This is a genomic window from Streptomyces sp. NPDC001933 (genome assembly GCF_042890955.1).
Lineage (GTDB): Bacteria > Actinomycetota > Actinomycetes > Streptomycetales > Streptomycetaceae > Streptomyces.
The window spans coordinates 264898-277895 of the sequence record NZ_JBIASS010000007.1 but is presented as its reverse complement, the minus strand read 5'-3'; the positions used below and the strand labels follow the sequence as shown (position 1 = coordinate 277895).

The following is a 12998-nucleotide window of genomic DNA, read 5'->3' as shown; positions in this document are numbered from 1 at the left end:
CCGGGCATCACCGGGCGTCAGTGGACGTCAGCGGGCGTCACCGGACGTCAGTGGAGCATCAGCGGGATTGGTCATCATGGGGCCGCTGCGATCACCGGCCCACGTGCGCCGACGATCGCAGCGGCGTGGTCGCGAGGAAACTTCATGGCATCCCCCGCCACGAATGCCTCGCTTGCGCGCCGTCCGGAATGTGGCATTCAGAGAGGGCACGTTGAGAGCCAAGATCGCCAAAATCGCCGCGGCCGCATTACTGGCCGTCGGCTCCGCCGCCGTGGTCGTCGCCGCCGCCTCCGCCTCGGAGGACACCGGCACCCTCGTCCCGGCATCGAGCACTTCAGGACAACCGGAACCCGGCTCCACCCTGACCGGGTCGCCCAGTCCCACTCTCGCCCCGGAGCCGAGTGGGACAATGGGGCCCCCGGAGCCGGGCAGCACGACGACGCCGCCCCCCGAGCCGGGCCAGACAACGACGCCGCCCCCGGATCAGGCCAAGGCCACACCCCCGGAGTCGGGTCGGACATCGGGGCCGCCCGCGGAGCCGCCGTCGAACGGCAACCACGGAAGAGCGACGTTCTATCAACCCGGACTGACGGCGTGCGGCATCACCGTCACGGACAGCGACTTCGCTGTTGCGCTCGACGCCAGCATGCTCGAATCCGGATATCCGTCTCCCTCCTGCGGCAAGAAGATTGAGATCACGCACGACGGAAAGTCCATCACCGCGACGGTCGTTGACCAGAGCCGGGGTGCGGGCAGGCATGACCTCGATCTGACGCCCGGCGCATACAAGGCGCTCGCCTCCCCCGACCAGGGTTCGATCGACGTCACCTGGCGTTTCGTGGAGTAGTCGGTTCACTCCCGAGCAGAGACTCTCGGTGAGTCTCGTGCGGCGGGCCCCGGCCGACCGGGTCCCGCCGCACGAATCGCAGGGCGGCCGGAATCCCCCGGCCTTCGCCGCGTCCGGTCGCGCCGCCATGGCCCGGAGCCCTGTGCGTGCCACGCTTTTCGTCGAGCGTCGGTGGCCAACGGGGGGGAAGCCATGCTGCGTATCCACTTCACGGGCAGAGACCTGGAGAACGTCCGCATCGCGCGCCGGCCCGACCCGCTCTGGGAGATCGTGTGCAGCCTGTGCCGCCTCCAGAACCGTGAGGGCACGCTCGCCTTCGACCCGTGGCGGCAGGCGGCCGGCGGACTGCTCCGCAGGGGCGGAGCGGCCCGGGACGCGGCGTCGGCGCTGCGCAGTCTGGTGCCGCGCGCCGCCTACTTCCCGGACTTCCTCACCCCGTCCGCCGAGGACGGCCCCGATGACCTCCGCTCGGGCATCGACCGGGTCCTCGCGACCCCGAAGCACCGCCTCCGCCACGAACTGGCCCTGCTGACGGCGGGCGGTGGACGGCCCTGGGCGGGCACGGAGCTGGCCCGGGGCGACACCACGGCGCTCACCGCCCTGGGCGGCAACCTGCGTACGTACCACCAGGAGTTCATCGCCCCGCTGTGGAACCGCATCGGCGCGGCCACGGCCGCCGACACCGCCCTGCGCACCCGCGCCCTGGTGGACGGCGGGACACGGGCGCTGCTCGGCAGCCTGCGGCCGATGGCGGTCTGGGAGCCGCCCGTGCTGACCGTCAGCTACCCGGTCGAGCGCGATCTGCACCTGGAGGGCAGGGGGCTGCTCCTGGTCCCGTCGTACTTCTGCTGGCGGCAGCCGATCACCCTGGCGGACGACCGGCTGCGGCCGGTGCTCATCCACCCGGTCGACCGCACGACCGCCCAGCCCGACGCCTCCCCGGGCTCGCTGACCCGATTACTGGGCCCGGCCCGCGCCGCGCTGCTGTACGAGACAGCGGTGCGCGCCTGCGCCTCAACCTCCGAGCTGGCCGAGGCGACCGGCTTGTCGCTGCCGAGCGTCAGCCAGCAACTGGCCGTACTGCGCGAGGGCGGACTCGTCGCCAGCCGCCGGGACGGCAAGCGGGTCCGGCACGCGGCGACACCACTGGGCCGCCGCCTGCTCGCCGGCTGCTGACCGTCGATTTGGCTGGGCCCAAAACGACGCGCGCGCCGTTCTCCCGCCGCCACAGACTGCTGGTGAACCGCACGGGAACCGGCCGTCGACTCGGCCGCCAACAGGAGGAGTTCATCCAGATGCGCGTCAAATACTCTGCACTCGGCGCGGCCACCGCACTGGCCTCGGCGATCGCCATGGGCGTCGTTGCCGCCCCCGCCCAGGCCGACACGTCGACGAACAGCATCGCCGCGGTGTCGCCGTCCATCTCGCCGGCCGCGCCGTACAAGTACTACGCCGACGGCACGCCCTCGAACTGCGCGCACGAGAACCTGTGCCTGAGCGTGTGGGACTACACCAAGGGCAAGTGGAAGGTGTACTCCCTCAGGACCTGCAACAAGTACGCCCTGTCCAACTTCGAGGGCGACGGCTTCTTCGACAACAACCAGACCAAGGGCACGGTCGCCACGTTCTACGGAGGCAGCGGGAACGTGCTGCGGAAGAGCATTGCCCGCGAGCAGAGCTCCATCCGCTGGAGCCCCGTCTGGTCGGTCCGCAACTGCTGACGCCCGGCCCGGGTCCGGAACGCTGAGATCCCGGGCAGCGGCATCGGTATGGATATGCGTGGAATGCCTTCTTTGTACCCGACCGGTCCTGCGGTGTCACGCCCTGGGCTTGCCCGAAATGACAGGTATGGGGCCCGTCGGTACGTTCGCCGCAGGTTGGCCGTCCGGCCGACGTCTCTGAGACGGAGAGAAGTGACATGCCTTCGCGTACCTTCGCCGTGGCGGCCGCTGTAGTCGGCGCAGCGGCCCTTGCCACCGGTATCACCTATGCGACTGACGGATCCACACAGGCCGAACCGGCCGCCGCGCGGGCCGAGCAGCCCGTTCACCAGGCCGCCCCGCCCGCCCGGCAGGCCGCCCCCGCACCGGCCCCCCTCGGCAGCGAAAGCGACAGCGGAAGCGGAACGGAGGGCAAGACGGACGAGGGGGGCGGGGCGGACCAGGGAGACCAGGGCTCCGACCGCGGCGGCTCCGACGGCGGTGGGCGCGACGATGAGGGCTCCGGCCGCGGCGGCTACGGCGACGAGGGCGGCGGCCGGGGCGGCTACGGCGACGAGGGCGGCGGCCGGGGCGGGTACGGCGACGAGGGCGGCGGCCGGGGCGGGCGCGACCGCGGCTACGACCGGAAGAGGGAGGAGAAGATCTACTTCAACGAACGGGAGTACTCCGCCTATCCGGGGGGCTGCGTCCCGGCGGCCAGCGGTCTGGGATCGAGCAGCTTCAGCATCTACAACAACAGCCGGCACGCGGTCGAGGTCTTCCGGGGGTTCGCCTGTGACGGCGGTGCCCCGGTTGCCACGGTCGGCCCCTACGGCAGCACCTACGGTGTCGTGACCCCCGACGTCCATGGCGGCGGGTTCATCCGCAACGGCGTCGCGGGCAGCTTCCGGGTGATCGGCCGCGACGAGTGGTGACGGCCTGAAGCCCCGCGAGTCATCAGCTCCCGGACAGCAGCGATGGCAGCTTGCGCATGTCGTCGAAGACCACGGTGTCCGGACCTTCCAGCCAGTGCGCCGGAGTCAGTCCGCCCGCGAAGCCGAATGCCCGCATCCCGGCTGAACGGGCGGCCTGCACCCCGTACTTGCTGTCCTCGACGACCACACAGGCGGTGGGTTCGACACCCATCCGCCGGGCCGCATGCAGAAAGAGATCGGGGGCGGGCTTTCCGCGTTCGACCTCGGTGGCGCTGAAGATGCGTCCCTCGAAGTGCGCGTAGAGCCCGGTGTGGCCCAGGGTGTGGCGCATCTTCTCGTGGCTGCCGCTGGACGCCACGCAAGTGGGGAGCGCGAGGGCGGCCAGCGCTTCGTGGATGCCCTCCACCGCGACGAGTTCGGTCTCGACGGCATCGCGGTGGAGGTCCTCGAAGCGCTCCTGCCAGGCGGCGGAAGCGCCGGGCAGCGTTGCGTCGACCAGCTCGCCGATGGACTTGTTCGACCGCCCCACGAACTTCTCGACGACCTCCTCCGCCGTCAGCGGCCACCCCAGCTCGGCGCCCACCTGGACCTGGATGCGTACGGCGATCCGTTCGCTGTCGACGAGAACACCGTCGCAGTCGAATATGACGAGTTCAGGAGCAGTGATCATCCGCTCAGGATAGGGAACTGGGCGTGCGGATCGTCGGCCCCTTCTTCGCGGCAGTCGCGGCAGTCGCCCGGGGTGGGAGAGCGGAAGGCCCGGTCGCAGCGGTCGCAGTTCTGGAACAGGACCGTGGGGTGATCCGGGGTCGGCGGGGGCGGGACGAGAGCGGTGAGCCGGTACCGGAGCAGCTTGGCGGGGCGCTTGAGGGGCTGGGGCAGGTCGTCCGTGAGGGCGTGCCGGAGAGCGGCGGGCGTGGCACCCCGCTCGAACCAGGTCGCGGCGGCAGGGGCGAGGAGGACGACTTCCTTCTCGGTGAGCGTGATCGCGGCCGCGTGCCGGTGGAGATCGGTGAGCAGCGAGGTGGCGGCGCGGAGGTACTGGGGGAGCGGGTTGCGGGGCTGGGGGAGCGGCGGGGGTGGAGGCGTGGGAGCGGGCGCCGGCGTGGGCTTTGCGGCCACGGGTGCGGGTGCGGGTGCGGGTGGCTGGCGGCGCGGCTTGGGCTTCGGAGCCGGGGCCGGGGCCGGGTGCCGTTGCGGGGCGCCGTTCGGCTGGTTGTAGGAGCAAGTACGCGTGACGACACGGCCGTTGGGCAGCCGCTCGCGGGTACGGCTCAGGTAGCCGTGCGCTTCCAGCTCGCGTAACGCGGCGGCGATACGGGCCTCGCTGTCGGGAAACCGCTCGGAAAGCGTCTTGATGCCGATCCGCGCCCCGGCGGGAAGCGACTGGATGTACGTCGAGAGCCCGATCGCGAGCAGGGAGAGCTCACGATGCTGGGCGAGGTGGTTGCCGATGACGGTGAAGCGGCTGGTGTGCCGGGTGTTGATGTGCATGACACCGGACGTCGGCGTGGCGCTCCTGCGAACAGGAGACGGGGCGCGCGGGGCCGCGCTAACCTGCTGTGTATCCATCGGGAAGCTCCGAACTTCCTTGGTGGTCAGGCCCTCGGCGTGGGATTCGCAGTCCCGTCCGGGGGCCGACGCATGTCTGGGGGTTGTCGCGGCGAGCATATGCCAGCGAACCCCTGCGAAACTCAGCTCAGTTGGCGAACCTCACCCGTGTGAGTGACGGGCCCCTGTGCGTGGCTGGGGGAGGGGTTGGGTTGGGAAAGTTTCTTCTTCCCAAAGCCTTTAAAAGCCTTTTTACGTCGGGGCCCGCCGCGTCGCGGTCCTCCGGGTCGCGGCGCACCGGGTCGCGGCTGTCGCGATCCGGTGCGGGGCGCGGACCTGGGGCGATCAGCCCTGCTGCGCGTACGTGACGAACGCGGACCAGGCGCCGGGGGCGACGTCGAGGTGGGGGCCCTGGGTGTTCTTGGAGTCGCGGATGTGGATGGTGGTGGGGCAGGTAGCGACCTCGACGCAGGTTCCGCCCTCGCCGCCGCTGTAGCTCGACTTGCGCCAGTCGAAGGCGACCTCGACGCAGGCGCCGCCCTCGCCGCTGCTGTAGCTGCTCTTGAACCAGCGGAGCTGCTCGGTGTTCATTGCTCTCCCAGCATCTTCTCAATCAGCGTCAGGGACTCCCTCGGGGTGAGAGCCTGCGCTCGCATGATTCCATAGCGCTCGCTGAACAGACGGACCTCGTTCGGGTCGGTGATGAGTCGGGCATGCCCCTGGATCTCCGTGTACGCAACCTCGCTTCGGCCCCTGGGTGTCAAGAGGGTGAACGGACCGTCCATGGAAGGGTGTTCGTCCCGGTCGGTGGGCATCACCTGAAGCTCTACGGTTCGCATCCTGCTGATCTTGCTCATCCGGAGGAGTTGGCCAGCGTGGACGGCCCTTCCGCCGAGCGGGCGTTGGATGACTGCTTCCTCGACCACGAAGCTAAACGTCGGCTGGGGCCAGCGCTCGAAGATCTGTTGTCGGGCGAGTCGGTCCGAGACGCGTTTCTCCACGGTTTGCTCGTCCAGCAAAGGTCGGCGCTTCGTGAACACTGCCCGCGCATATTCCTCTGTCTGGAGCAGACCAGGAATTGCTTGGTTGCTGTACTCGTGAAGTGCCAGAGAATCGGCCTCCACCCGCGCGAAGCCCCGGAACCAGTCGGGGTGCCGGGTCCGCGCCTTCGTCAGCGCCTCTCGCACCTCGTCGGCGGTGGCTCGCAGCACCCCGTCCGCTCCGAGGAGCGGGTCCACGCGGATCAGGAAGTCGGGCTGGGGCGTACGTACGCCCCGCTCCATCGCCGAGATCAGGTCTTCCCCGCAGTGGGCCGCGAGCCCCAGTTCCTTCTGGCTCATGCCCGCACGTTCGCGCAACACCTTGATCTGTTTGCCCAGCGCCCTGAAGAGGTGCGCCGTTCCATCCGATTCGGCCGGCTGCTCCGGCCGTTCTTCGTTCGCCATCTGCCCCGTACCGCTCTCTGTTCGCCCGGTCACGGCCGACGCCCCGTACAGCCGACCGGGCGTGCCCGTACAGCTACTCGGCGTCGAGGTGTCACTGCTGGTCAGCGTACGAGCAACCGGACACGCTGAGTCACATGAACGCCGAAATCACCCTTGTGGGCGCCGAGTTCGTCCAACGTTTCAGCTCCACCCGTCGGGGCGCGCGGCTCGCCCGTCGGCTTGCTGTGCACCAACTCGACGCGTGGGGCGTCCCGTACGGGAGCGAGCTCTCCGGGGACGTCGCGGTGATCGTGTCCGAACTGGCGGCCAACGCGGTGCTGCACGGGCTCGTGCCGGGGCGGGACTTCGAGCTGAGGCTCGTCGCTCTCGTGGACACGCTCCGTATCGAGGTATCGGATGCGCGGGGGGAACGCGGGCCGGAGGTCAGGCCCTCCGGCCCCGGCGCGGAATCGGGGTTCGGCCTGCACCTGGTCGGGGCGCTGGCGACGTCGTGGGGCGTGAAGGACCGGGTGGTCGGCAAGACGGTGTGGGCCGAACTGGCCGCGCCCCGGTGTCCGGAACGGTCTCGAAGTGCTGGCGGAGCGGGGGCGTACGGCCGAGAATGATCCGGCACGCAGTCAAAAGCGTGTCGTGAAAAGGGAGTTGGCATGCAAGGGGCGCTGATTGGGGGGCGGTACCGGCTGGGTGAGCGGCTCGGTTCCGGAGGCATGGGCACCGTATGGCGGGCCACGGACACCTACCGCCAGCGCCGTGTCGCGGTGAAGACGGTGACGGGTCTGGCCGAGGGCGTGACCTCGGAGCCGGCCGGCCGGTTCCGCCGCGAGATCCAGGTCGCCTCCCTGCTGCGCAACCCGCACATCGTGGAGATGCACGACGCGGGTGAGGCGGTCGTGGACGGGCGCCCGGTGCTCTATCTGGTCATGGAGGAGATCCCCGGAGAGCCGCTGAACCGGGTGCTCGCCGGGCGAAGACCCTCGCTGGCCGAGGTCGCCCGGTGGGGCGGCGAGATCTGCGAGGCGCTCGCGGCCATGCACGGGGCGGGAATCGTGCACCGGGACCTGAAGCCGGCGAATGTGATGATCGGCCCCGATGGGCATGTGACTGTGCTGGACTTCGGCATCGCCCGGCTCGACGCCACCGGCATCGACCTGACGACACTCACCCACACCGGCCACATCCTCGGCACCGTCGCCTTCATGTCCCCGGAGCAGGCGGGCGGTGGGGGCGACGTCGACGCACGCAGCGATCTCTACTCCCTGGGCTGTCTCCTGTATGCCACGCTCACAGGCCGGCCGCCCTTCCCCGACGGGCCCTGGCAGCTCGTTCTGCGGCAGCACATGGACGAGGTGCCCGTCGCGCCGGGCCTGCGCCGGGACGGACTTCCGCCCGCATGGGACACCTTGCTGCTGGAACTCCTCGCCAAGCGGCCGGAGCGCCGGCCGCCGAGCGCGGTGGCGGTGCGGGAGCGGCTCGCGGCCCTTCCGCTGCCGCGGTCCGTCCCGCCCGAGCCCGTTCGGTCCGAGCCGGTTCCGCCCGAGCGCACCATGCCCGGGGGAGCGCCCGTGACGGATCGCGCTCCCGGTGCCCCCGTCGGTCCCGGCGGCGCCACCGTCGTCGGCCCCGACGAGGCGATGACGGAACGAATGACGCCTGACGGGTCCGCGCCGGGCACGGAGGGCGGAACGGAGAAAGGTCCGCCGGGCAGCGTGACCGCTGACGCGGTGACGTCGGACCTGAGGGCCGCGGACACCGTGACTCGTGACGCGACGGTCGGGACCGGCCGCGGTGGGGCGGCGGCCGCGGATCATCCGCCCACCCGGCTCCCGCCCGAAAACCTGGCACCGACCCGTCCGCTGCCGGGAGACGTGATCTCCCGGGGCCTGACCTGGGGGCGCCTCGTCGCCGTCTTCGCTGGTGTGGTGGTGCTGCTCGTCGGGCTGGTGGCGATCGTCCTGATCGCCTCGGGACGCGGAGCCGGCCAGGCTGTGAGCACCTCAGGTCTGATAGTGGTGGGCGGCTTCGGCGCCTTCGTCGTGCTCGGTGCCCTGTCCGGCGTTTACGGCATGTACGTCGAGGTGTGGCGGCCCCGAGGGCTGGAGCGGCGGTTCAGGGTGTGGTCCTGGGCGGACGAGCGGCGGGAAGCGCTCCAGGTCGTCGACCGGGCGATGCGGCGGGGCCGGTGGATCGAGGTCTGCCTCGCGCCCGAGGACGGCGAATACGTCTTCCTGGTCGTCGTCCCGAACCGCTTCGTCGACAGCGGCCTGGTCGGAACGACGCAGTCGGGGGAGGAGTTCCTGCTTTCCTATGCCCAACTGGTGACGGTCAAGGCCGTCCGGGAGACTGCCTGACGGCGCCCCTCCCCCGCCCGGCCGGTCCCGTGGACCGGTGCCTCGGGGCGGGCACGGAGCCGGCAATCCGGTCCAACAGGTCGACCAGTCGCGCCTTGAACCGTTCCGGGTTTGATGGAGATCTCAGATGCTGTGTGTGACCTGGGGTTTCGTGCCACCTGCTTCCGGCCGTGCCTTGGATGGCGCTCAGTATGCCGGTCGGTGATCTGAAGAAGACGGCCCAGGTGCGTTCGTCGCCCGGGAAGAATGCGGGGCATGGAGCTGCGTGGGGACAAGGTCGTGCTGCGGCCGGTGGCCGATGGCGAGGGTGAGATCCTCGAAAGGGTCGTGAGGGAACCGGAAGTCGCGGCGTGGTGGTCACCCCCGGACGGCTACGAACGGATGCTGGCCGTCGTTTTCGAGGGCGAGGTCATCGGCGCCGTCCAGTTCAATGAGGAGAACGATCCCGAGTTCCGCCACGCGGGCATCGACATCTTCCTGACGGCGAGGCACCACGGGAAGGGCCTCGGTACCGACACGGTGCGCACGCTGGCCCGGTGGCTGGTGCGGGAACGCGGCCATCACCGGCTGACCATCGATCCCGCCGCGGCCAACTCCGCGGCGATCCGCTGCTACGGCAAAGTCGGGTTCAAACCCGTGGGAATCATGCGGGCGTACTGGCGGGACCACCGGACGGGGGTCTGGCAGGACGGTCTGCTGATGGACCTGCTCGCGGACGAACTGGTCTGACGCGGCCGACCCGTTCATGATCGGGTCGGCCGCAGCGGCATGCGGGGCGTGGGGTCAGCCCAGGGTGTCGAGGGGGATGTCGATGTAGGACTCGGCGCCCTGGGGGGAGGTCAGTTCGAGGGCGGAGGGGGTGGTGTTGGCGTCGGCGAAGAACGGGTCGTTGGTGTCGATGACGAGCTGGAGCCGGCGGCCCTTGGCCAGGACGTAGTGGGCGGGCTGGAGGGAGAAGGTCACCGTGGTGGCCCGGCCGGCCTGCTCGTTGGTGATCGTGTACGGGGCGTGGGTGATGATGGCGGCCTTGCCGGTGGCCGGGTCGCTGTCCATCAGGTAGGCCACGATCGTGGCGTTCGCCTCCTGCGGCTTCACGGTCACCCGCACCTCCAGGTCGCCCTGGACGCGCATGGCCTGCGCCAGCGGCGCGGTGGTCCAGATCGCCGCGAGGCCGCGGTCGATCTCGGCCGTCTTGTAGACGTGCGGCAGGCCCATGCGCTCGGCCAGCCCGGTCTGGACGAGCTTCGGGGCGACGACGGCCTCGGTGCTCTGACCGGTGGCCTTCACGGAGCGGGTCCAGCCCGGCTGCGGGCTGCCTTCGGACATCTGCCCGTCGCGCTCGCCGGCGGCGGCGTCCGCGAGGTGGAACCGCTTCCGGGGCAGGGCGTAGCTCTCCCAGTCCTCGTGGCGGAGGTCGGAGAGGAGGTTGTGCATGTACTCCGAGCGAATGCCGAACTGCGGCTGCGCTCCGTCGCCGGCGCTGCCACCGAGGTGGTGGTCCATCCACCGGTAGGCCATCTCGGTGGGCTTGGAGATGAGACCGGCCAGGCCGAGGAGTTCGCCGTTGCCGTGGTCGCCTACCTGGACGAGGAGCGACTTGGGCCCCGTCAGCTTGGTGAAGAGGTCGACGACGGCGGGCACCGAGAAGATCGTCTCGTGCCAGGCGGTGGTCAGGAGGATCGGCGTGTTGGCGTTGTTGTACGCGTCCAGGTACTGCTTGGGCGACCGTACCCGGGCGAACTCCCTGACCTCGTCGTCGATGGTGTTGCTGCGGATCTTCTCGATGATGCCGCGGAACTCCTCCGAGCACCGGTCCTCGTCGAACAGCTTCACGAGCGCCTCGAAGGCCGCCAGGTGTCGGGTGCCGTTCTCGTAGAGCGAGGCGAACAGATCTCCCCAGGCGCTGGTGCCGGCCACGGCCTTGACCCGCTGGTCCTTCGCGGCTGCCAGCAGGCTCGTTCCGGCGCCGTAGGAGGAGCCGAAGAAGCCGATCCGGTCCGGGTCGACGCCGTCGATCTGGACCAGTGCGTTGATGACCTCGGCGGCGTCGGCCACGTCCTGCGGTCCGGCGACGTGGATCTCGCCCGTGGACTTGGCCAGGCCGCGCTGGCTGTAGGCCAGGACGGCATAGCCGCCCAGGGCCCAGCGCGGGAACATTCCGAGGTATGCCCGGTGCCCGATGCTGATCAGCGGGGCGGGCAGGACGACCGCCGGGCAGGTCTGTCCGGGGGCGAGGTCGCGCGGGACGCTCAGCGACGCGTCGAGCATCGTCCCGTCCGGCATGGCGATCGAGAGCTCCGTGTACCCGGCGATCTCCGCGTGCACCTCGTAGGTGTCGGCCAGGCCCCACTGGTCCAGGCGGCCGATCCTGCGCGGCGACGGGTCTAACAGCGCCTCGCGGATCGCTTCCAGCTTGGCGAGGTCGTCGGGGCTGATCTCGAAGGGGCTTTCCTGGGTGCTGTCGAACGACATGGCTGTGCCCGCCTTCCGTGGCAGAGGTGGTGACGAAGAGTCGACACATGCTCACCCTGCCGGGATCACCCTGGGGAAACGTTTCGCATTGATCACTCGTACGGGTGGTCGGCTCCGTCCAAACCTCCAGGCAGGCGACAGGCCGGAGCTTGACCGAGAACAGCCGAGAACAGCCGAGAACAGCCGGGAGCAACCGAGGGCACCGGCCAGGAGCCTCCCGCACGCGAGCCCGTTGACCGACGCTTCCGGCCCGCGCCCTACTCCCAGGTCGCGGTGTCGGGGTCGATGCCGTGGGCGCGCGCGTCGGCGTCGACGGCTCGACGGAACCACGTGGCAAGCCCGGTGCGGATGCCGTCGTAGTGGGCGGCGAATGCCGGATCGGCCTCGTACATGCGGCCCAGGCAGACCTGCATCTGCCTGGTGAGGGGAAAGTACGAGGCGAAGACCTCGCGGTGCCGCTCGACGAGCCGATTCGCTTCCGGGCTGCCGGGTGCGACGCCGGCGTCCATCGCATCGCCGAGGGCGCGGTCGAGGGCGGTGACGGAGTCGGCGATGGCCTGCCATTCCTCCGGGCCACGAGAGGCGGAGCGTTCGGCGTACTGCCGCCATTGCGTCGTGTCTCCCCAGCGCTGACGGGCTCGGGCGGGCCCGTCCGGGTCCCACTGGGGGCCGAAGACCGCGGCCTGCTGCTCCGCGGTCAGCAGCAGGCCGCGCTCGTGGGCGTCGATCATCCGGTCCAGTCCGGCGCCGAGCTGCTGGAGGCGGTCGATCCGTTCCGCGACCTGGGTGCGCTGTGCGCGCAGCGCACCGGCTACGTCGGCGGTCGAGTCGTCCAGGACTGCCCGGATCCTGTCCAGGCCGAGACCGATCTCGCGGTAGATGACGATGCGGTGCAGGCGTTCCAGGTCGCCGGCGGTGTAGAGCCGGTATCCGGCAGCCGTGCGCAGCGACGGCCGCGCGAGACCGATCTCGTCCCAGTGGTGCAGCGCGCGGACCGTCACGCCCAGGCGGGTCGAGACCTGACCGACGGGGAGGCCGTCGGCGTCGGTGGCATCAGGCATGCTCCTGATTGTCGCCGCCACCGGCGCCCGGTGGGGTGATGCCGATGGCCTCAAGGTTCCGCGCCTCCTGACTGGCCGGATCGAAGGGCTTCGCCGCAGTGAGAACGATCCGTGCGTTCTCGGGGGTGACCACCTCCACGTCGCGGGTGTTCCAGGGAGTGTCCCGTGGACCGTCGACCGAGTCCGGGCGCAGCGCACGACAGGCCTCCACGAGGGAATCGACCTGGCTGAGCACGCACGAGAAACTGAGGCTCATCGCCGGCGCCTGTTCCGGAACGCTCGCCGCTGAGATCAGGAGTACGTCCTGGAACGCCCAACGGCGCAGGTGCACGAGTGTGCCGGGGATGCTGAACAGCTCGAAGAATCCGAGCCCACGAGTCCAGAAGTCCACCGACGCCGCCAGATCGGTCGTGGGGATCGTCGCGAACGCGGGCATTCCATAGATGCCACGGAACAGCTCCGGCGGAACCGCATCCGGGCCGGGGGTGGGCACGGGACTCATCTCGAACGCGTTGAAGTGGTCGCTCATGCACGCCACCCTCCGGCCTCACGCAACGTGAGGGTCAAGCCGTGGGTGGTGCCGTTCAAACTGGCGTCGGCTCGCTGGGCGGGGTGATCCGCACGGGCCACCCCGCCTGG

The 12998-nt window shown here is 70.2% G+C and carries 14 protein-coding genes; 7 read left to right on the top strand and 7 right to left on the bottom strand.

Going from position 1 to position 12998, the window contains the following annotated elements; translation table 11 throughout:
• Positions 1 to 211 precede the first annotated feature (211 nt).
• The 4 genes from ACFYY7_RS19950 to ACFYY7_RS19935 all read left to right on the top strand — a co-directional run bounded on the left by ACFYY7_RS19950 (position 212) and on the right by ACFYY7_RS19935 (position 3482).
• A complete protein-coding gene (locus tag ACFYY7_RS19950; RefSeq protein WP_388663052.1) occupies positions 212 to 847 on the top strand; it encodes an RlpA-like double-psi beta-barrel domain-containing protein in 636 nt (211 codons plus the stop codon).
• A gap of 192 nt (positions 848 to 1039) precedes the next feature.
• Complete coding sequence (locus tag ACFYY7_RS19945) at positions 1040 to 2023, top strand: helix-turn-helix domain-containing protein (RefSeq protein WP_388663050.1); 984 nt, start codon at positions 1040 to 1042, stop codon at positions 2021 to 2023.
• 119 nt (positions 2024 to 2142) lie between these two features.
• Entirely contained in the window at positions 2143 to 2568 is a 426-nt protein-coding gene (locus ACFYY7_RS19940; RefSeq protein WP_388663048.1) for a hypothetical protein, read from the top strand.
• A gap of 197 nt (positions 2569 to 2765) precedes the next feature.
• Positions 2766 to 3482, top strand: a complete 717-nt coding sequence (locus tag ACFYY7_RS19935; RefSeq protein ID WP_388663046.1) for a hypothetical protein — start codon at positions 2766 to 2768, stop codon at positions 3480 to 3482.
• Positions 3483 to 3504: 22 nt separating this feature from the next.
• Here ACFYY7_RS19935 and ACFYY7_RS19930 read toward each other — a convergent pair whose 3' ends face one another.
• The 4 genes from ACFYY7_RS19930 to ACFYY7_RS19915 form a co-directional block, all read right to left on the bottom strand.
• On the bottom strand, positions 3505 to 4152 hold the full coding sequence (locus tag ACFYY7_RS19930; RefSeq protein ID WP_388663044.1) for an HAD family hydrolase: 648 nt from the start codon (positions 4150 to 4152) through the stop codon (positions 3505 to 3507).
• Positions 4149 to 5054 (bottom strand): helix-turn-helix domain-containing protein, encoded by a 906-nt coding sequence (locus ACFYY7_RS19925; protein WP_388663042.1) that lies wholly within the window; start codon positions 5052 to 5054, stop codon positions 4149 to 4151. The genes ACFYY7_RS19930 and ACFYY7_RS19925 overlap by 4 nt, the downstream gene beginning before the upstream one ends.
• Positions 5055 to 5378: 324 nt before the next feature.
• A complete protein-coding gene (locus tag ACFYY7_RS19920; protein ID WP_388663040.1) occupies positions 5379 to 5624 on the bottom strand; it encodes a DUF397 domain-containing protein in 246 nt (81 codons plus the stop codon).
• Positions 5621 to 6478 carry a Scr1 family TA system antitoxin-like transcriptional regulator gene (locus ACFYY7_RS19915; RefSeq protein ID WP_388663038.1) on the bottom strand — a complete coding sequence of 286 codons (858 nt, stop codon included), beginning with the start codon at positions 6476 to 6478 and terminating at the stop codon, positions 5621 to 5623. Before ACFYY7_RS19915 ends, ACFYY7_RS19920 begins: the two co-directional genes overlap by 4 nt.
• 134 nt (positions 6479 to 6612) lie before the next feature.
• Here ACFYY7_RS19915 and ACFYY7_RS19910 point away from each other — a divergent pair, with 134 nt between their 5' ends.
• From ACFYY7_RS19910 to aac(6'), 3 genes are all read left to right on the top strand, one after another.
• Entirely contained in the window at positions 6613 to 7083 is a 471-nt protein-coding gene (locus ACFYY7_RS19910; RefSeq protein ID WP_388663036.1) for an ATP-binding protein, read from the top strand.
• Between the two features lie 42 nt (positions 7084 to 7125).
• Positions 7126 to 8826 (top strand): protein kinase, encoded by a 1701-nt coding sequence (locus ACFYY7_RS19905; RefSeq protein WP_388663034.1) that lies wholly within the window; start codon positions 7126 to 7128, stop codon positions 8824 to 8826.
• Positions 8827 to 9081: 255 nt separating this feature from the next.
• A complete protein-coding gene (gene aac(6'), locus ACFYY7_RS19900) occupies positions 9082 to 9555 on the top strand; it encodes an aminoglycoside 6'-N-acetyltransferase (RefSeq protein WP_388663032.1) in 474 nt (157 codons plus the stop codon).
• A gap of 54 nt (positions 9556 to 9609) precedes the next feature.
• Here aac(6') and ACFYY7_RS19895 read toward each other — a convergent pair whose 3' ends face one another.
• The 3 genes from ACFYY7_RS19895 to ACFYY7_RS19885 form a co-directional block, all read right to left on the bottom strand.
• Complete coding sequence (locus ACFYY7_RS19895) at positions 9610 to 11298, bottom strand: alpha/beta fold hydrolase (RefSeq protein WP_388663030.1); 1689 nt, start codon at positions 11296 to 11298, stop codon at positions 9610 to 9612.
• Between the two features lie 257 nt (positions 11299 to 11555).
• Complete coding sequence (locus ACFYY7_RS19890) at positions 11556 to 12359, bottom strand: MerR family transcriptional regulator (RefSeq protein WP_388663028.1); 804 nt, start codon at positions 12357 to 12359, stop codon at positions 11556 to 11558.
• Complete coding sequence (locus ACFYY7_RS19885) at positions 12352 to 12888, bottom strand: VOC family protein (protein WP_388663027.1); 537 nt, start codon at positions 12886 to 12888, stop codon at positions 12352 to 12354. Before ACFYY7_RS19885 ends, ACFYY7_RS19890 begins: the two co-directional genes overlap by 8 nt.
• Positions 12889 to 12998 lie beyond the last annotated feature (110 nt).